This is a genomic window from Desulfosoma sp. (genome assembly GCA_037481875.1).
Taxonomy (GTDB): Bacteria; Desulfobacterota; Syntrophobacteria; order Syntrophobacterales; family DSM-9756; genus Desulfosoma.
In genome coordinates, this window is sequence record JBBFKY010000002.1 from 148,041 (window position 1) to 167,163 (window position 19,123).

Sequence of the window (19,123 nt, forward strand, 5' to 3'; positions counted from 1 at the left end):
GCGTGTCTGGGAAAAAAATTCTCCCTGGGAGTGCGGGTGTCCCGCCCGCATAAACGGCGGGTCATGAGCACGCATCTAAGGAAACGGCCTGGTTTGGCCTTTGTAGGGACGAGCCATAGCCTCGCCCCTTCGAAGAAATGGTGTTCGATGCAACGGTCACAATGTGCTTTCCTGCAAGGTTCTATTTTTTGGCTCTTCTTCTACGGGAAGCCAGAGGCTGAATTCTGTACCCTGCCCTACCTGACTCTGTACCCGAATCACACCTCCATGTCGGGATACAATGCCGTAGGCTACCGAGAGTCCCAACCCGGTTCCCTTTCCGACTTCTTTTGTGGAAAAGAAAGGTTCGAAGATCTTTTCCAGATTTTCAGAAGGGATGCCGCATCCGGTGTCTTGGACGCTCAGTTCCACCCCAAGACGTTTGATCCCTTCTCGGTTTGTCGCAGGTGCCACACGACTCGCAACGGTGATTTTCCCTCCCGGTTCGGTGGCATCCAAAGCATTGAGTAAAAGGTTAAGGAGCACACTCTTGATTTGCTGCACGTCCATTTTCACCAGGGGTAGGTCTTGGCCGGGTTCGTACCGCAACTGAATGCCCTTGAGGGTGGCCTGATTTTCCACCAGAGGAAGAGTGTCCAGGACTACTCGGTGCAGGTCCGAAGGTTCCATGCGCGGTGTGGTCTGTCGAGAGAAGTCCAGAAGGCTTTTGACGATACGGCGCACTCTTTCCGTCGCGTCCACGATAACGGTCAGCATTTCCCGGGCTTCTTCGTCCAGATCATCTCGCTGCAACAGAAGATGGCCGCAGGTGAGAACCCCCGTCAAAGGATTGTTGACTTCATGGGCCACTCCTGCCGCCAATCGACCGATGCTGCTCAGTTTCTGTGCCACCACGAGCTTGTTTTCAGCTTCTTGCCTTTGCCGTGTTTCTCGATCGCGAATCGCTTCCAGCATGGATGCAAAGGCTTTCTGCATGGCTCCGACTTCCCCCTTTTCGGCAGGGCCCAAATCCGGATGCATGTTGCCTTGAGCCACTTCCGCCGCCGCGCGGCTCAAGCGTGCCATGGGGGCGATGATTTTCCATTCCAGAAAGTACCCCAGCCAGATGGCCACGCTCATGCCAAGGACACTTAAGGCCGCAAAGAGCAGGATCGCTTTGTTGCGCACGTCGGCATACGGTTTTTCCAGGACGCCTACGTAGAGCATGCCGATGCGATGCCCATCCTCATCCACAATGGGTTCATAACAGGTGATGTACCAGTCGTTCACCACAAAGGCTCGATCATTCCAACGTTGACCCTGTTCCAGAACCTGGCGGGCTACATCAGGGGAAGCTCTTGTGCCCAAAGCTCGCTGACCGTCGGCATTCAAGACATTGGTGGCGATGCGCACATCTTTCAAGAAAACGGTCACGGTCCCCAAATTCCAGCCGTGGTGCTCGGTGCCTCGAAACAGGCTTTCCCGAATCGTGTCCACAAACGCGGACGCTCCGTTCAACACCGTAATGCCGAAAAGGGCGGCCGAGCCCTCAGAAGAACCCCCCACTGGAAGCACGACCGCCAGCACCATGGCTTCTTCCAAAAAGGTGAGCGAGGAGGTGTCTTTGGACGAGGAAGGTTTGAGGGGGGGTCGAGCCTTTTCGGCCAGCACAGGGTCCAAAAGGGCTAAATCGGAAAGAGGAAGCACCAAGGTTCCTCGAAGGGGCCGATGGGTCTTCAAGACCTTTTCAAGCCAGGGGAAAGCGCCCAATGAGGCGTTCACACGGCGCAAGGCCTTGGAGGAAAGAACCCAGATGCCTTGAGATTCATAGGCCAGGGCCACCAGGTCGAAAGGACCGTTTTCCGCCAGAGTTCGAAGAGGCGGCTCCAAGTTTTGTTCATGGATGTCTTGAGACAAACGTGAAAAAGGCTCCGTATGCGCCGCAACGGACAAGGCCAACGCCATCTTGTCCAAGTGATCCGCATACATTTGTCGTGCCGCGTTCAAGTCCTGAATGACCCGAATTTTGGCTTCACGCAAGAATGTTTTGTAGAGCATGCCGCCACCGATCAAAAGGGGAACTCCGCCGGTGAGAAAGGAAAAGAGAAAGAAAGTGGCGATAAGTTTGGTGCGTGTGGAAGCCAGAACTGAGTATTTGCTTGAGAATAAGCCCATGGGAAGCCTCATGGTGCAGTGCCGTGTGCGGCGTCCGCAGGTTTGGATGCACGACACGCAAAGAGAATCTCGACGCTATAGGAGGATCCTTTGAACAATAGCGCCGTTCTGCTATCATTCGCAAACAAAACTCTCAAAGGCAGGAACGATTCTCATGCAAAGGAGCTCAAGATGCCTGTCAACCGGCAAGAACTTAAAGCGGTCATTTTCGATTTCGACGGTGTTCTCGTGGATTCCGAACCCTTGCATTACCAAGCTTTTTGCGATGTGTTAGCCCCTTTGGGGTTGGCTCACTCTTACGAGGTCTATCTGGAACGCTATATCGGTTTCGATGATCGGGACGCTCTTCGAACCATCTTTGAGGATGCCGGCAGAGCCCTGGATAGCGATCTTTTTGAACGTCTTTTGAGGGATAAAGAAGCGGCTTTTCAGAATATTGTCTCGCGAGGCGTGGTTCCCTTTGCCGGAGCGAAGGAGCTCGTGGAAAACCTTAACAGTGCCGGACTGCCTTTAGCGATCGCATCCGGTGCCAGAAAAGAAGAAATCCACCTCATTTTGAAGAGCCTGGAAATGCTTGACGCTTTTTCCGTCATTGTTTCGGCCGATGATGTGGCCAAGGGGAAACCACATCCAGAAACCTATCAAAAAGCCCTGGAGGCTCTCCGGGCCATCCATCCTACCCTGCGTGGTGCCCCGGAAGATGATGGATCCTCACCGCAAGGGGTGGTAGTGATCGAGGATACCCCCACAGGGATTCAGGCGGCTCTAAGTGCCGGTCTTTTCGTGGTGGCTGTGGCCCATACGTATCCTCCAGCCGCTCTGCAGCAGGCCCATTGGGTCGTGCCTTGCCTTGCGGATCTTTCCTTGGATCGTCTTCGTCACGCCATGCAGGTTCAGGAATCTCGGCCGAATCCATGACCCGAAACGTGCGGCGTCAAAAGAAAAAGGGGAAAGACCATGCTTCTCGTTCCTTCTTCCGAAATTGCTCAAAGGATCGTCGGCTTTCAAGCTCTGCTGCGTTCTCACCAAGTGGATGCGGCCCTCATTCGCCAAAACACCGATCTTTATTATTTTTCCGGGACGGTTCAAGACGCCTGTCTCATCATTCCAGCCTCCGGACATCCCCTCTTTGCCGTGCGCCGTGATGTGCAGCGTGCCGAACAACAAACGCCGCTGAGACCGGTCCTTCCGTTGGAAAGCCTTAAACAACTTCCTTCTCTGGTGGATGAGGCTGTAGGGCGTTCATCCCCACGCACGTTGGGCATGGAGCTGGATGTCTTGCCGGCCAACACCTTCTTTTACTTTGACGAGAAACTCTTTCCCAGGGATCGCATCGTGGACGTGAGCGGTCTTATTAGGCAGGTGCGCATGCTTAAGTCTTCCTGGGAGTTGGACATGATGCGTCAAGCGGCGGTCATTTCCGATGCGGTGGCTCAAGCGGTGCCTCGGTTTCTTCACGAAGGCATGCGGGAATGGGATCTTTTGGCGGAACTGGAAAAAACAGCCAGGTTGGCGGGCCATTTAGGGTTTTCCAGGGTGCGAGGATTCAACCTGGAAATCTATTTCGGACATGTTCTTTCAGGGCCTGAAGCTGCCGAGGCGCCTTATGCCGATCATCCCACCGGAGGTCCAGGGATCAGTCCCGCTTTCAGCCAAGGTTCAGGATATCGCACCATAGGCCGTGGGGATCTCGTCAGTGTGGACACCATGATGAACCATAACGGCTATTTGAACGATCAAACACGGAACTTCAGCCTAGGCCCCCCTTCTCCCATTTTGCAAGATCGCTACGCCATGTGCCGAGAGCTGCATCTATGGCTTCGAGAACACGCAGTGCCTGGCGCCGTGACCGGTGAGCTCTACGAGCAGATGCTGGAGCAGGTTCGAAAGGCTGGACGACTGGAGCATTTTATGGGTCCTCATGACACCGGTGTCTCCTTTTTAGGGCATGGATTGGGCCTGGAAGTGGATGAGTTTCCCTTTATCGCCAAGGGACAAAAAATGGTGCTGCGTGAAGGAATGACTTTTGCCTTTGAACCTAAATGGGTCATCCCGGGCATTGGTATCGCCGGATACGAAAACACCTATGTGGTGACAGCACATAGGGCTGAACCGATCAATATCACGCCGGAGGATCTGGTAATTCTTCCCTGATGGTCCTTCGGCGCTTTATTGCAAAGCCAAATGGGGTGCTCGAAGCAGCCGGCTGATCTGCCGGCTGTAGTATTGCACTTGTTGACGTTCGGCGGTGTATTCCAATTTTTCCACCGCCTTGTCTATGCCTTTGGATTCATCGAGGCGCCGTTCCAAAAGCCCCTTTTCCACGAAATAGCTCAGAGCATTCCCGCAGACGATTTTGGAAATGGATTCGGGTCTTTCGATAAGTCCCATTTTAAGGTGTTTTTGACCTGTGGACAGTACCTTTTTGATGAGATCTTTTTCCGAGTAAGGTTTCTTTTGCACATAGCGAAGAGAGCGCAAGACCAGCCAGTAAGTTTCGAAAAAGTTGCGAATCAGCCCGTGAAAAGCCTGCACAGCCATGAGACCTCGATGCGTCAGCATGTAGGGCTGGTCTTCGGCAGGATCAAGGCTACGCAGCCAGCCCAGTCTTTCAAAAACATTCAGGAGCTGCTTGGCCATCTGATGGTCGCGTACATCCATGTCGTAGACAAATTCATATTTGAAAAAGTCTTTCATAAAAGCCAGGTCTTCCAAGATATCCCCAAGACTGAACCGGAAGGTTTCTTGCCTGAGAATGGACGTGGCCACGAAAGAGGCCGGCAGAAAAAAGTGGATGATATTGTTTTTGTAGTATTCCAAAGTGAGCCGGTGATCGTCGTCGAGGATAAAGACTTCTTCTTCCAGTTCGTCATCTTCGTCTTTGAGCCTTTCCAGAAGCTTGCTTTTGACCAAATCCTTGAGGGTATCTTCAATGACCTGGTCGTAGTTTTGAAAACTTCGGGAAAATCGCACACCGTTTTGTTCCAGGTATTGAAAGAGCAGGTGGATCGTCTGGGTGAGTTGGACCAAAGCCGTGCCCTTACGTGCTCCAGACAACAAAGCCGCAGAGACGAGGGCATGGGGCGTGACCAAGGAGGCTTGGTTGATGTTGGAAATGATGCGAAAAGCGAAGTCTCGGTACATGGCATGGCGAACCTTGGAAGAGAGGTTTTTTAAATCATAACGGTGACGTTCCAGGTAACGCCGCAGCGATATGGGTTCAGCGAACCGAACATAGACACGTCCGTAACGTTTTTTGAGAAAACGTCCGGCCCGAACAAGCTGTCCCAAGCTTTCTTCTCTTTTGGTACCTCCCGTGATTTCGTTAACGTAAACTTCCTCTTCGGGAATGCGGTCATAGCAAATAGACGTCGGGACAAATACAAGGTCGTCACAGAACCCTTCTTCCACAGCCTGAATAAGAATGGCCAGAAGACCCAGTTTGGGCAGGACCATTTTGCCGGTGCGGCTGCGTCCCCCTTCAATGAAAAACTCGATGTTATGCCCGAAACGTACCATGGTTTTGACGTAAAGGGAAAAGACTTCTGAATAAAACCGAGCCCCTTTAAAGGTTCTGCGAATAAAAAAGGCACCGCCTCGACGAAAGATAGGACCCAACGGCCAAAAGGATAGATTTTTGCCTGCGGCGATAAAGGGCGAGTAAAGGTTGTTTCGAAAGAGGACGTAGGAGAGAATCAGATAGTCGATATGGCTCTTGTGGCAGGGCACGTACACCAAAGTATTATGCCGAGCGGCTTTGCGCACGCGGTGGAGGCTTTCCATGTCGACGTCAATGCCGTCGAAAAGGTTGTTCCACAACCAGGTAAGAAGCTTTTCACCCAATTGAATCATGGTGTAGCTGTAATCGGCGGCGATTTCTTCAAGGTATTTATCGGCTTCTTTACGGATCTTCCATACGGGTTCCCCAGAAGCCTTGGCCCGGCGTTTCATAAAGGCTTCCAGCTTAGGGTGATGGAGAATGATCTCCTTGAGTTCCAGTTTGCTTTTGATTTGGGGGCCCACCACGGCTCGGCGAATCTTGTCACCCGATTCGGTTAAGGTCCGCCGCAGTTCAAAAACCTGTTTGCGACGTTCCCAAGGGTCTTGAGACAATTCGGCCTGCACCTGAAGCAGGTCTAAAGGTTCCCCCACTTCAATGGCGGCGTAGGAGTAGTTTCGAATGAAAGAGACGAGCTTTCTCACTAGACCTGGATTTTCCAGGTTACCGAAGACAATGTCCCAAATTCCACGTCTTTCTTTTCGAGGGGCGCGGCTGTAAAGCAGCACCAGGGGCACCACGAAAATGGGGCGGGATATTTCTTTTTGCAAGGTCAGCAAATGATCCAAAGGATCGTGCTGCACCATGACGGCCCGTTGGTAGTAGCCTTTTTTGCCTAAAAGAAAAAGAAGGCCTGATCGGCCCTGGTGCAGCATATCGCGATAATAGCCGTGTTCGTAAGGGTCCGGAACACCGTCGCGACTCAGATGTTGCGCAAGATTTCGAAGGATCACGGTGGTTGCGTAGGTTCTAGGCTGCCAAAAATACGGCCTTAGGTCGAAGAGAAAGGTCGGAGCAGGAAGCCCTAACTGGTGAAGTCGCAGACTCACGTAAACGAAATCCAGCTGGGATCGATGTCGAAGAGCGTAGATGATGCAACCCTTATCGGCTAAGGTTTCCAGTAGCTTTTGCTGATCTTCGGGAATGGAGGTTTTAGCGATGAGTTTTTCAAAGATGGGGCTGAGAAGAAACCGGGGTTTGTCCGGGATCGAAAAGCCAAAGGCATCGTCTGAGAGGCTTTGTTTTTCTTTTCCCCTCTCACCGAAAAAAGCCTTCTTGACGGACTGAAACCAGCTGCTCATCATGCAATCCTTCCTTGCTGAAAAAAATGGCGCTTCGGGTCTGCAAAGCGTAGTAACTTACCAAAAGAGGCTCGGTTTAGGAAAAGTTTTTTCCACGAGCATTCAAGGGGGAGTCTTCCGTGCTGAGTGAACTTGTGGTGCACAATTTTGCCATCATTTCGAAGCTTCATGTGACCTTTGATTCGGGTTTTACGGTGATCACCGGGGAGACCGGAGCCGGAAAGTCCATATTGGTTGGGGCCGTGAATCTTCTTTTAGGAGGACGTGCCTCCCAGGAAATGATTCGTACAGGAGCCGAAGAAGCTACCGTGGAAGCTCTGTTTACCTTCGAAACCCCGGAGATTCTGGGGCCGCGTCTTGAAAGTCTCGACGTGAAACCATCTACGGAGCTCCTGATTAAACGCACAGTCAGTCGTTCGGGAAGAAACCGAATCTTCATCAACGGGCGCCTGGCTACCCTGTCCCAACTGCAGGCTCTGGCCACAGGACTCATTTCCATCTCTGGACAACACGAACACCAGATCCTCTTGAACCCTGACATTCACTTGGAGCTTCTGGATCAGTACGGCAACCTGGGCTCCGATGTTTCGAAGGTGACGAAAGCTTACGGGGAATGGGTGCAACGGCTGGAGTCTCTAAAAAAACTTCAGCGCATGAAAGAACAGAGGCAGCAGCAGATGGATTTCATGCGCTTTCAACTTCAGGAATTGGAAGGAGCTGGGCTTTTGCCTCACGAAGACGAGGAATTGCAGGCGGAACGCAAGCTCTTACAACATGCGGCCGTCCTGCATGAAGCCGCCGAAGCGGCGTATCGGCTTCTTTATCGAGATCACGGATCGGTGTTGGAAAAACTGGGAGAGATCAATAAACATCTTGAGATTATCGTCGGTATTGATCCTTCTCAGAGGCAGGCTCTGGAGCATGTGGAGCAAGCTCGAATTCATGCGGAAGAATTAAGTTTTTTGATGCAGCGTTACGTGGAATCCATTCGCTTTGATCCAGGAAGATTGGCGGAGGTGGAAGACCGTCTGGCGGTGTTGGGACGGTTGGCGAAAAAGTATGGTCCCACCGTGGAGGACATGATTCGAAAACGGGAAGATCTTCGAAAGGCTTTAGGTGAAGATGCCGACGTGGCGTGGGAAGAATCGGTCCTGCAGAAAGAGGTGGTTCAGGCGGAAGAACGTTTGCGTGCTTTGGCGGAGGAACTTTCTCGAAAAAGGCAAGCGGCGGCCATAGAACTTCGAGGTGAAGTGGAAGACATCTTGGCGCGTCTGGATCTTCCCAAGGCTCGTTTTGATGTGGCTTTTTGCCATTCGGGGGAAGACACGGGTCAAAGCTTTGCCGGACGTGTGACGCCCAAAGGCATCGACCGTGCGGAATTCCTTCTTTCCGCCAATCCGGGGGAAGCCCTGAAGCCCTTGTCCAAGGTGGCCTCAGGCGGTGAACTTTCCCGTATTCTCCTGGCCTTGAAAACCCTTCTCAGTCGCCAGGGCGAAGCGGAAACACTCATTTTTGACGAAGTGGACACAGGCATTGGCGGTCGCACGGCGGAGCTTGTGGGACGTCAGTTGCACAATCTTTCGCAGCGTTTTCAGATTATCTGTATCACACACCTGCCTCAAATCGCCTGTTTCGGAACCCACCATTACCGTGTGGCCAAGGAACTCGCAGGCGAAACCACCCAGACCATTATGACTCGACTCGAGCCTCAGGAACGTGTCTCAGAGCTGGCGCGCATGCTGGGCGGTGTCACCATTACCGACCAAACCTTAGCTCATGCCCGCGAATGGCTCGACCGTGCTCAGAGACGGATTTCTTGAAACCTACAACTTTTTGACAAAAGGCAAAGTTTTTTTTAAAGAGCCTCGTTTGACCGTTCGATAAGACATAATGAGAATAGAGTCATGGTGGAGTGTTTTCTATTAGAGCTGAATTCCGAGAGTCGACTTGGATATGTCGTCGAACACAGCACAGCGGCAAATGAACAACGTGAGCGTGACGCGCTGGATTCCATGGGCATTTCTTTCTGTTCTTTGGGCTTATCTTACCTATGCCGCCACCATTTATCTGGAACTTCGGGACCAAGTTTTGGTGGGCTGGGGCCTTCTTGTGGTCTTATGGCTCCTGATACGCTGGAAAACCGGGACCATTCCCATTCGCGTTTTCATCATTCTTCTGAGTGCGTTTCTTTCGCTCCGCTATTGGATGTTTCGAACCTTTGAAACCCTTAGCTATACCGGCCCGTGGGATTGTATCGGCATGCTGCTTCTCTACGGCGCCGAAACCTACGGTATCAGCATTCATCTTCTGGGACTTTTCGTGAACATTTGGCCTTTGGAACGCACAGAAGAGCCGAGCCTTCCTCAAGACCCATCCCAATATCCAACCGTGGACATTCTCATTCCCACTTACAACGAGCCCGAAGAGATTGTTCGAACCACGGCTCTGGCCTGCACGCTCATCGACTATCCTCCAGACAAAATGAACATTTACATTTTAGACGACGGGGGAACGGTAGCCCGAAGAAACGATCCGGACCCGGAAAAGGCCCGTGCGGCGACCATTCGTCATGAACGACTGAAGAAGCTGGCCTCGGAGATCGGGGTCCATTACATGACCAGAGATGATAACGGGCGCGCCAAAGCGGGCAACATTAATTATGCGCTGCAGTGCCTCTGTTCTACCGATGCTTTCAAGATGGAAGGGAAAAGTTTTACCTGCGTGAATGTGGGGATTCAGCAGTCCTGCAGTGATCTTATTCTTATTTTGGACTGTGATCATGTTCCGACTCGAGATATTCTCAAAAGAACGGTGCCTTACTTTTTGAAGGACGAAAAGCTTTTCCTGGTGCAAACCCCTCACTTTTTCATCAATCCCAGCCCCGTGGAAAAGAACCTTGGCATCTATGGACGCTTACCCGGAGAAAACGAAATGTTTTACCGGCGCATTCACCTGGGGTTGGATTTCTGGAACGCATCCTTTTTCTGTGGCTCCGCAGCCCTTTTGCGCCGTTCCTACCTCGTCGAAGTGGGCGGCATTCAGGGGGAAACCATCACGGAAGACGCCGAAACGGCCTTAGAACTTCACCGGCGTGGCTATAGGAGCGTGTACGTCAACCGTCCCATGGTCTGCGGCCTGTCTCCGGAAACCTTTGACGCCTTCATACTGCAGCGCTCTCGTTGGGCCCAAGGCATGGTTCAGCTTTTTCTTCTTAAAAACCCTTTGCTGTCTAAGGGGCTCAGCTTTATCCAGAAACTTTGTTATCTCAATTCCTGTCTATTCTGGTTTTTCGGCCTGGCCCGTATCGTTTTCCTTCTCGCCCCCATGGCCTACCTTTTCTTCAGCCTTCGAGTCTACAACGCGTCGGTGATTCAGGTGATCGCCTACGCCCTGCCGCATCTTTTTGGGTCCATGCTTGCAGCCCATTATCTTTACGGGGATGTGCGCCACACTTTGTTTTCGGAATTCTTCGAGACAGTTCAGAGCATTTATCTGCTGCCGGCGGTCCTCTCTACCCTTAAGAACCCTCGATCCCCCCGTTTCAAGGTCACCCCCAAAGGAGGGCATCTTGAATCGGATGCCCCCAGCCCTTTGGGATATCCCTTTTATGCCATGTTGGTCCTGGCATTATTGGCCATGGGAGCAGGTTACCACCGCTGGATCACGTTCCCTCTCGAACGGGACGTCATCCTCATCTGCTTATTCTGGAATGTCTACAATCTGGGAATCATTTTGCTCTGTTTGGGAGCCGCTTGGGAACTGCATCAATGGCGGCGCCATCATCGGGTGGTCACCGATGAACCGGCCTTTCTTCTTACCGAAGACAACCGCAGGATACAGGCGCGCATCGTGGATCTCTCTTTAGGCGGTGTGAGACTTCGAGTAGGTTCGAACGACGCCCAACTTCTTCACCCGAGTAAGATTTTGACATTGTGCGCCACAGACAGTTCCCAAAAGGAGTATTCCCTATCGATTCAAATCGTTAGAATGGATCCTTGTCAAATCAACAAACAACGAGAATGCACCTTCGGCTGCCAATGGGCGGATGACGGGGCTCAAGCCTTTGCGGATCGAGTAAGTTTTATCTATGGCGATAGTGAGCGTTGGCGGCGTTTTTGGGAATCTTATCCACGGGGGCATTTGGCCTTGGGACGTGGCTATGTGTTGCTTCTTAAGACAGGTATTCAAAAAGCTTTTCAGAATTTTGTCGGCACGGGCAGATTGTTGGCGCATAACACATGGAAGATGATGGGGATTCTATGGACGCGAGGATTCAAAAGAGACCAAGAGGCTTTGTGATCCCGCTAGCTTGGGTTCTGGCAGCGGCCTTTCTGTGCCAGCTCTGTCCTCTGGGGGCATTCGCCGATGTTGAAAAGAACGGTGTCCCAACGGGGCCCATGCGTTTCAGGGTGCCATTGCCTCAGTTGGTGCCCGTATCCGTTCACAAGATGCAGGGAGCTTACAACGGATTTGACGTAAGCCTGCCGGTTCCCGAACGGTGGCATATCCATGAAGCCGTGCTCACCTTTTCCTACGTGAATTCCACGGCCCTGCTCCGGGAAAATTCACGGCTCATCGTTGAACTCAACGGGCACCCTTTGGCCCAAGTGGTCCTCGAGGCACAGGCTCCCGAAGGAAGGGTTTCGGTTCGTTTGCCGACGAATCTCTTGAGCCCGGGTTACAATGATCTCTCTTTTAAGGTCACTCAGCACTATGTGCTGGACTGCGAGGATCCTACCGCTCCGGAGCTGTGGACGACCCTCAAGCTGGATGAAGCTTACCTGGATTGGACCGTATCACTGAAGCCTTTGCCGTTGCGACTGAGCGCCCTGCCCACCGTGGTTTTTGACCCTGCCAATCCAAGGCCGGAAAAGGTTCACATTGTGGTAGCTTCTGCATCTAAGGACGATGCGAAACGGGCTGTCCTTGCGGCATCTGCGGTCGCTCTTCGTTTTGCTTATCGTCCCGTGACGTTTTCCGTCTCCGACAATTTGGAACCCGGCCGGGACAACGTCGTGGTAGGATCCCCTGAGTTTCTCTCGCGCATTCTGGGATCTTCGGCTCCAACCCCCGACGGGGCTTACTTGGAAGTTCGGCATATGCCAAATCCTGCTGGGAAAGAGAATGATGCCTCCAACACGTTGGATGCCACTCATGCGTTGATTCTTGTGAGCGGACCAAATGATGCTGCGGTGGAAAAGGCGGTTCAGGCTCTTGCTTTTCTTTCCTTTCCTTTTCCGGATTCGGCGTTCACCCTGGTTCAAGAGGTGGCTCTGCCTGCGGTGAATCCGTACGAAGCTCGAGGGATGCTGCAATTGGACCGGACCTACACCTTTCAAGACTTGGGTTTTCCCAGTGTTACCTTTCAGGGCTACAGACCCGCTCCGTCCATCCTACGGTTTCGCTTGCCGTCGGATATCCTTATCAAACCCCATAAGTACGCCACCTTATCCTTGCATGTAGCCTACAGTGCGGGCATGCGTGAGGATTCCGTGTTGGCGCTCTTTTTTAACGGTAAGTTCTTTGCCTCTATTCCCCTTAGTGAAAAAGCTGGTGCGCACTACCAAGGGTATCGTATCTCCTTTCCCACCTACCTCTTGCGACCAGGTGACAACGAACTGGCTTTCCATACGGTTTTAACGCCTCTCATCACAGGCCGCTGTACCCTTATTCAGACGAACCATCTTCTCCTTACCGTCTTTGATGACTCCACACTCCATATTCCAGGCATTTCTCACTTTGCGGCCATGCCTGACTTGAGTCTCTTTTTCAAAGATGGTTTTCCCTTCGCCCGGCATCCTGACGGACGTGAAGCCGCCCTGCTTCTTCCCGAGGCCGACTTCGCTTCCATGGAAGCGGCTGTGAACCTGGTGGCGCTCATGAGCCAAAAAGTCGGCTATCCTCCGGTGGGGTTGCAGATTTGGGAGACGTTACCGGGACAGCCTTCCGTAAATGTCCTGGCCGTGGCTTCCTTAAAGGCCCTTCCCCAGGATTTGTTGCGGGCCGCCCCGTATCATCTGCTCCAGCCCGTCCAGGCCGCTTATCCTGTGGCTTCACCGCCGCGCAGTGAACCTCCCCAAGGGGAAAACTGGATCAACCGTTGGCTGCGGGGTTTGTTGGGCCGGACGGGTGTGCCTCAGGACACCTCCGTGGCGCGTTTCGCTCGAACGGACCAAACCGGGGGCCTTTCCGCACGAAGAGCCGCCCTGATGGAATATCGTTTGCCGGGAACATCCAATCGGACCCTGTTGGTCTTGACGGCGCACGAGGCGGCGGTGATCTCTCGAGCAGCCAAGTCTCTTTGGGAATTTGAAACCCAGGGCGCGTGTCGAGGCGATCTGGCGCTCCTGGATTGGGATGGGCTCAAGACACGGGTGCAAAGCCTTCGCGTGGGTGAAACTTATCGTGTGGGCAGCCTTACCCCGTTGACTCGTTTAGACTTTTTCGTCTACACGTACCCTTGGGCTTTTGCACTCACGGTCCTGTTAACCTTGGCTTTGGTAAGCTACATTATTTTCAGGCTCCTTAAGAAGTACCGTCGGAGGCGATTAAGTGCGAGTCAAGATTAGTGTGGTTTTCTTAGGGATGATTCTTGTGATGGGAAAGCCCTTTACGGCCTTGGGTTTGGAACGGGCTCTCTGGGATAGTTACAAGAATCGCTTTGTGAGTCCAGACGGGCGGATCATTGATCGTATGAATCGGCAGATAAGCCATTCCGAAGGGCAGGGTTACGGCTTGATTCTGTCTGTTTCCGTCGATGACCGGCAGGCTTTTGATCTCATTTGGCAATGGACTCAAAATAACCTGCAGGTACGCGGTTCGGATCGCTTACTGGCTTGGGCCTGGGGACAAAGACCTAACGGAAAGTGGCGTGTGCTTGATTTGAACAACGCTACGGACGGTGATCTTTTAGTGATCTATGGACTCTTGAAGGGTTTCGAGCGTTGGGGGGATGCGGGCCTTCGAACCAAAGCCTTGGAACTGGCCGGCGCTGTTAAGGAACACCTGATTGGGAACATAAAAGACCGTCCACTTCTTCTTCCCGGCTACTACGGCTTTTTCGAGGAACAAGGCCTTGTGGTGAATTTATCGTACTATTTTTTTCCGGCTTTTCAGATCCTAGCTCGCTATGACAATGACCCGATTTGGAACCGTCTAGTTCAAAGCGGTTTGGAAATGCTGAATCGTTTTCGAAGCCTCTCCTGGAATCTTCCTCCGGATTGGATCCTAGTGCGAGAGGAGGCTATGGAGGTTTTTAAAAAAAGGTCTTCCCGCTTCGGCTATGAGGCCGTGCGAATCCCGTTGTATCTGGCCTGGGCGGACCATCGGGAAGCTCTTCAACAATGGTCAGGAATGTTAGATTGGGTGGACAGAAATGAGTCCTTGCCCCTGTGGGTCGATGTTCTGGAACCGGCGGTATCTTTAGACGAAGCACCGGGAGGGTTTCACGCCGTGTGGGCGGCGGCAGCTCAAAAACTGAACAAATTAAAGACCGCCGAAAAGCTTTGGAGACTGGCCCGCGAAAAGGTGGTTCATGAAAAGGAGGACTACTATTCCAATACCCTGTACCTCCTGAGCCTTCGATCGGTGGAAGGTCTCTAGGTCAATTTAGGGTTGTCGCTTCTTACCAAAAGCCTCGTAGGGTCAGACCGTGACTGCGCAAGTAGGGGAAAGCCCATGTGCGCCTCAGGGCTGGCCCCACGGACGTCCATAGACGATCAGGCCCGCGCGTACCTGTGTAGGGGCGGACCTTTATGTCCGTCCTGAACCCGACCGGCAATGGGAAATCCTCAGGGACACACACCGGTGCGCCCCTACAAGCAGCCGTTTTCACCATGGACGGACATTTCATGCAAATCCGGCAAGGCAAACCTTATTTCCAAGCATTCGCACAGTCCGAAACGCCGAACACGCCGGACCCAGAAATGTCGGAAAAACGTTAAGAGCCCACTCCCGACGAGGTGAAAAGCCCTATGAAAACCCTCTTTTTTTTCAAACCGCTGGGCGCACGTTCTAGAACCGATTTTCGGCTGGAATCGCCGGCGTCCTGCCCGCATCAAGAGCGGGGCGAGGGCCCACGCTCCCTGGAACACCATCGCTTTTCTTCATTATCGGACAGGCTTTTGGCTCTAAATCCTTTTGCTTCTTTCCGCCGACGGTGTCGAAGCCATCACTCGCATTCCGTAAGATGCCTGGTGGGAGCAATCCTGGCCCTCACGCTTTTCGGAGTCCTGCAAGCCAGGGCTCAGGAATCCAATCAGGCGGCATTGATTCATGTGGAAAAGGGATCGCAGGAACACCTCCTGTTTCCGAAGGCCGTTTCTGTTCCCGTGGCATCGCACCCCGCTGCCGAGCAGCCTCCCCGTTCGACGGGGAATTTCCAGCACGATGTTCAGGAAAAACGGCCTGTAGGGAATCCTCTGGACATGGCACGCACTCGCCTGACCATCGCCTGGGGTTACTACAATCAGGCTCGATACCAGGATGCTGCAAGACTTTTTGAAGAGTTGACCCGCGAGGAAGCATTGAAGAGTGTCACCGAGGAAGCTCGATTGGGTCTGGCGTACAGCTTGATTCGATTGAACCGTCTTTCGGACGCTGCGGACTTGCTGGAAGATTTGGTGACTCAGGGCATCAGACTTGAAGAAACGGCACCTGCTCTAGTGGAAACCCTCCTGACTCTCAAACGGTATCAGGATGCGGAAAAGTATCTACCTCTTTTGCGCTGAAGCTTTTGTCTGGAAGTTCCCCGAAACTTTCGGTTCGTGATGGATATTTTCGTGACGCATAAGACTCTAGAATCATTTGTAAAGATTGGCTGTGTAAGGGACAGTGTTTTGGTGTGAAGGTTTCAGGCCAACCCTTCGTTCTGCCCCTAGAGGTCTTTGGCCACCAGACGCGCCTTAGAGAGTTTAGGCTGAATGTATGAGCCTGCCTTTACGTCTTCTTGGAAATGACTTGAGCAGGGGGAAGGTTTTGGGCGAACACTTCGGTCCGCCCCTACGGACAGTGTGTTGTCAAGCAGATCAAAAAAGAGTCTTGCAGACGACTATGAGGCTGTCCGAGAGCGGTTTTTTATCCTGGGAGCGCGGGCGTCCCCTCACACACAAAGAGTCGGCGAAAGGTTCGCATTTCCAGGAGAAAACACACAGTTTCAGGCTGTAGAAGCGAGGCGCCGCCTCGCCCCTAAATGAAAGGGTGTTCGCTGCAATGATCCTCGGGCGGTCTCAGAGAATCTTCGATCGGTACCCGCAGGTTGCCGGCTGCGGGCAGGCTTCCTAAAGCTTTGAATCTGCCTTTCTTCAAAGGAGCTGTGGGGAGATTTTCCAAATGAGACAAACAAAGCTGCTGGCGGCTATTTTTTGGGTGGTGTTTATCGGGGGCCTAACAGCAAGTGCAACGGCACCGTCTTTTGCGTCGGCGCAACAGATTTTGGCCTCGGATCAGAACGAACCCGGCGTTCGGGCTCGTGCCACCCTGGAAATCGCCTGGTGGCATTTTCGTGAAGGGAGGCCTCAGAGGGCCCTTGAACTTTTTGAAACGGTGCTGTCTAGCACGGGACCCCTGTCAGTGCGTCAGGAAGCGCAGTGGGGGAAAGCCTTATGTCTAGAGCGACTGCAGAGGCGAAAAGAGGCGGCTGTTCTTGTCCAAGATCTTCACAGGCAGGGATATCGCCTTCAAGAGATGGAAAAGTGGCTTAGGGGATACCACCGGGCAGGAGCCCGGGTGCAGAGGAACCTCTTGGAAACAAGGATCAGGCAAGAGGCGGCTTTGGTGACCAAGGCTGAGGATGCTGAAAAAGCTTCAGAATTCGTGGACCGAAACCAGAGAGTGCTTCGCCGTTGCGTGGCCCCGGAAGCCTTTTTCGAAGCGGCTCGAGTGCTTCGGCAAAAGGGAAAAATGGTTGAAGCTCGAAATCTTCAAGAAAAACTTTTGGAATGTACGCATCACCGATATGCCCTTCGTTTGGGAGTGTATTCCGAACTCTTGGATCTAGCGCCGGCGGACCAGTTGCTGGCATGGATCAAGTCCGAAAAGGAGCGGGTGTATGTTCCCGCGTCTTATCGAGACGGCCTGGATGCCTTGGAAACGGAAGCTTTGCGTCGAAAGCTGTTCACTCTTCCCGAAACCTCTGCAGAAACGGAACAACTGGCGCGCAAGATCTTGGAAAAAAAACCAGATGATCCCGATACATTGGTGAAGCTCGGTTGGCATGCTTTTCATGCGGGCCGGTTTTCGGAGGCGCAAGGCTTTTTTTCTAAGGCTCACACCACTCAACCAGAGCGTCAGGACAGCCTTTTAGGCCTTGCCCACGCCCTCATATCCCAAAAGAAATTTGCTCAAGCACAGCAAACCTTGGATTCCATGACACCGCCTTATTCCGAAGATCGTCGAAAAGCACTTTTTCGCCTTCACATGGAAGAAGGAGCTCATCGAGAGCAGGAAAACGATCTTCCGGGAGCTGAAGCCGCTTATGGACAAGCGGCCGAGCTTGAGAAGAAAGTCGTAGCTCCATGGCGTTCACTGGGCTGGGTTCTTTTGAAGCAGGGACGGGCGTCCGAAGCCGCTACAGCTTTTGAAACAGCTCTGGCTTTGGCACAAGAGCACGAAGACGCTCAAGGGCTCCTGCTTTCCTTGGAACGGTCCGGCAAAATGGCTGAGGCCTACTGGAAGGCTATGGTACTTACTGCAAGCGAGGACCCTTCTCTGAGGGAAGCCGCGACAGCTCATTTTCAAAGAACAGGTAAGGTCCTGCATGCCGCTCAGGCCGCCTCAAAGACGGCAAAGGAGGCTTCGCCGTGGAGTACGCTCGCTATCGCCTATGAAAGCCGCTCTGGAGATGACGGAACATCGCGGTTGAAAACCCTTCGCATGCCCTGGCACGTTTATGTGCCCACAGCTACCGCGTCTTTGTGGACTCTGAAGCTGGAAGGCCTTGATCTGGATTGCAATGATCCCGGAAAAAGACCTTTTGTGGGATCTGCAGGCCTTTTGCAGTCCCCAACCTTCCATGCGTCTCGATGGATCACATCCAAGACTTTGATTTCCCCTTCTGTGGCGTTTCTCAAAGAAGGGGTTTGGAATCTTCGAGCTGAAGTAGGCTTGACCCCTTTGGAAGGACCGGTGGATCCCTTGCCGACCTTTGCTTTAGAGCTCTCGGATCCTGCATGGAGTTTGGAATTCCATCAGGAGCCGGTGAAAGATTCGCTCCTTTCTTGGATCGGCCAGCGAGATCCCTATTCGGACAAGACCTGGGGCCGAGTGGTTCGAACCGGAGGATCACTGGCTTATAGCCGTTCCGGATCCGGTGGAACCTGGTCCAGTGTTCGAGTGGGTGCCGACTATTATCATGGAGAAGAGGTGTGGCGGAACTTTTCCGTCTCGAGCGATGTGGCGGCAGGCCAAAGCTACCCTTGGAAAGCCGGAACCGTTTCCGTAGGAGCGTTTCTTGCTGCGGGTCACTACGATCGAAATGTCGACTTTTACACCCTAGGCCACGGGGGTTACTTCAGTCCCTCCGGTTTTATAATGGCGGGGCCTACGGTTCGGTATCGCACGGACCCCGACAAGCCTTGGTGGTTGGATACCCAAGCATCTGCAGGTTACCTCTATTACAAAACCGATTCGAGCCCGGTTTACCCGCGGCGCGATCGGCCTGAAAAATATTCTGCGGACCGTTTTTCCGGCCTAGGCTATTCAGGATCCTTTAAGGCCGTGAGACTTCTCAAGCCTCATTGGGCCATAGGAATGCACCTGGATGTGGACAGGTCCTCCGATTACACGCGCTGGTCTGCCGGTGCCGCCATCACCTGGTTTTTCGATGGCCGCTCCACCTTAGGCCACACCGTTCCCCGTTATGACCTATTCTTTGAGGCCCCAAAAAGGTAACCGACACCTAAGAGTGGCTGGGCAAAGAGGTTCATGAAGTATGTGATTCACGGAAATGGGTTGAGGGGAATCAAAATGGAATCATTGAGTTATTAAGTCATTGAGTCATTAAGTCATTAAGTCATTAAGTCATTAAGTCATTAAGTCATTGAGTCATTGAGTTAGTGAGTCATTGAGTTAGTGAGTCATTGAGTTAGTGAGTCATTGAGTTAGTGAGTCA

At 52.7% G+C, this 19,123-nt stretch carries 10 protein-coding genes; 8 read left to right on the top strand and 2 right to left on the bottom strand.

What is annotated here, in order from left to right; genetic code table 11:
• Positions 1–156: 156 nt before the first annotated feature.
• On the bottom strand, positions 157–2,154 hold the full coding sequence (locus WHS46_03525) for a cache domain-containing protein (GenBank protein ID MEJ5347742.1): 1,998 nt from the start codon (positions 2,152–2,154) through the stop codon (positions 157–159).
• 171 nt (positions 2,155–2,325) lie between these two features.
• Between WHS46_03525 and WHS46_03530 the strand changes: the two genes are divergently transcribed.
• Positions 2,326–3,072, top strand: a complete 747-nt coding sequence (locus tag WHS46_03530; GenBank protein ID MEJ5347743.1) for an HAD family phosphatase — start codon at positions 2,326–2,328, stop codon at positions 3,070–3,072.
• A gap of 39 nt (positions 3,073–3,111) precedes the next feature.
• A complete protein-coding gene (locus tag WHS46_03535; GenBank protein MEJ5347744.1) occupies positions 3,112–4,308 on the top strand; it encodes a Xaa-Pro peptidase family protein in 1,197 nt (398 codons plus the stop codon).
• Positions 4,309–4,323: 15 nt separating this feature from the next.
• On the opposite strand, the gene WHS46_03540 is transcribed toward WHS46_03535, so the two are convergent.
• Positions 4,324–7,017, bottom strand: coding sequence for a 1-acyl-sn-glycerol-3-phosphate acyltransferase (locus tag WHS46_03540; GenBank protein ID MEJ5347745.1), 2,694 nt, complete (start codon positions 7,015–7,017; stop codon positions 4,324–4,326).
• Between the two features lie 116 nt (positions 7,018–7,133).
• On the opposite strand from WHS46_03540, the gene recN reads away from it, so the two are divergent.
• The 6 genes from recN to WHS46_03570 all read left to right on the top strand — a co-directional run bounded on the left by recN (position 7,134) and on the right by WHS46_03570 (position 18,903).
• Positions 7,134–8,834, top strand: coding sequence for a DNA repair protein RecN (gene recN / locus WHS46_03545; protein MEJ5347746.1), 1,701 nt, complete (start codon positions 7,134–7,136; stop codon positions 8,832–8,834).
• A gap of 160 nt (positions 8,835–8,994) precedes the next feature.
• Positions 8,995–11,313: a glycosyltransferase family 2 protein gene (locus WHS46_03550; GenBank protein ID MEJ5347747.1), complete on the top strand. Its 2,319-nt coding sequence runs from the start codon at positions 8,995–8,997 to the stop codon at positions 11,311–11,313.
• A gap of 98 nt (positions 11,314–11,411) precedes the next feature.
• Complete coding sequence (locus WHS46_03555) at positions 11,412–13,583, top strand: cellulose biosynthesis cyclic di-GMP-binding regulatory protein BcsB (GenBank protein MEJ5347748.1); 2,172 nt, start codon at positions 11,412–11,414, stop codon at positions 13,581–13,583.
• Positions 13,567–14,616, top strand: coding sequence for a glycosyl hydrolase family 8 (locus tag WHS46_03560; protein MEJ5347749.1), 1,050 nt, complete (start codon positions 13,567–13,569; stop codon positions 14,614–14,616). The genes WHS46_03555 and WHS46_03560 overlap by 17 nt, the downstream gene beginning before the upstream one ends.
• 593 nt (positions 14,617–15,209) lie before the next feature.
• The gene (locus WHS46_03565; GenBank protein ID MEJ5347750.1) at positions 15,210–15,743 is read left to right on the top strand and encodes a tetratricopeptide repeat protein; all 534 of its coding nucleotides are present in this window, start codon (positions 15,210–15,212) and stop codon (positions 15,741–15,743) included.
• Positions 15,744–16,344: 601 nt separating this feature from the next.
• The gene (locus WHS46_03570; GenBank protein ID MEJ5347751.1) at positions 16,345–18,903 is read left to right on the top strand and encodes a cellulose synthase subunit BcsC-related outer membrane protein; all 2,559 of its coding nucleotides are present in this window, start codon (positions 16,345–16,347) and stop codon (positions 18,901–18,903) included.
• Positions 18,904–19,123: the final 220 nt, after the last annotated feature.

Coding starts and splice junctions, on each gene's coding strand:
- WHS46_03550 (MEJ5347747.1), top strand. CDS start 8,995: ATGAACAACGTGAGCGTGACGCGCTGGATTCCATGGGCATTTCTTTCT.
- WHS46_03540 (MEJ5347745.1), bottom strand. CDS start 7,017: ATGATGAGCAGCTGGTTTCAGTCCGTCAAGAAGGCTTTTTTCGGTGAG.
- WHS46_03530 (MEJ5347743.1), top strand. CDS start 2,326: ATGCCTGTCAACCGGCAAGAACTTAAAGCGGTCATTTTCGATTTCGAC.
- WHS46_03525 (MEJ5347742.1), bottom strand. CDS start 2,154: ATGGGCTTATTCTCAAGCAAATACTCAGTTCTGGCTTCCACACGCACC.
- WHS46_03535 (MEJ5347744.1), top strand. CDS start 3,112: ATGCTTCTCGTTCCTTCTTCCGAAATTGCTCAAAGGATCGTCGGCTTT.
- WHS46_03555 (MEJ5347748.1), top strand. CDS start 11,412: ATGCGTTTCAGGGTGCCATTGCCTCAGTTGGTGCCCGTATCCGTTCAC.
- WHS46_03570 (MEJ5347751.1), top strand. CDS start 16,345: ATGAGACAAACAAAGCTGCTGGCGGCTATTTTTTGGGTGGTGTTTATC.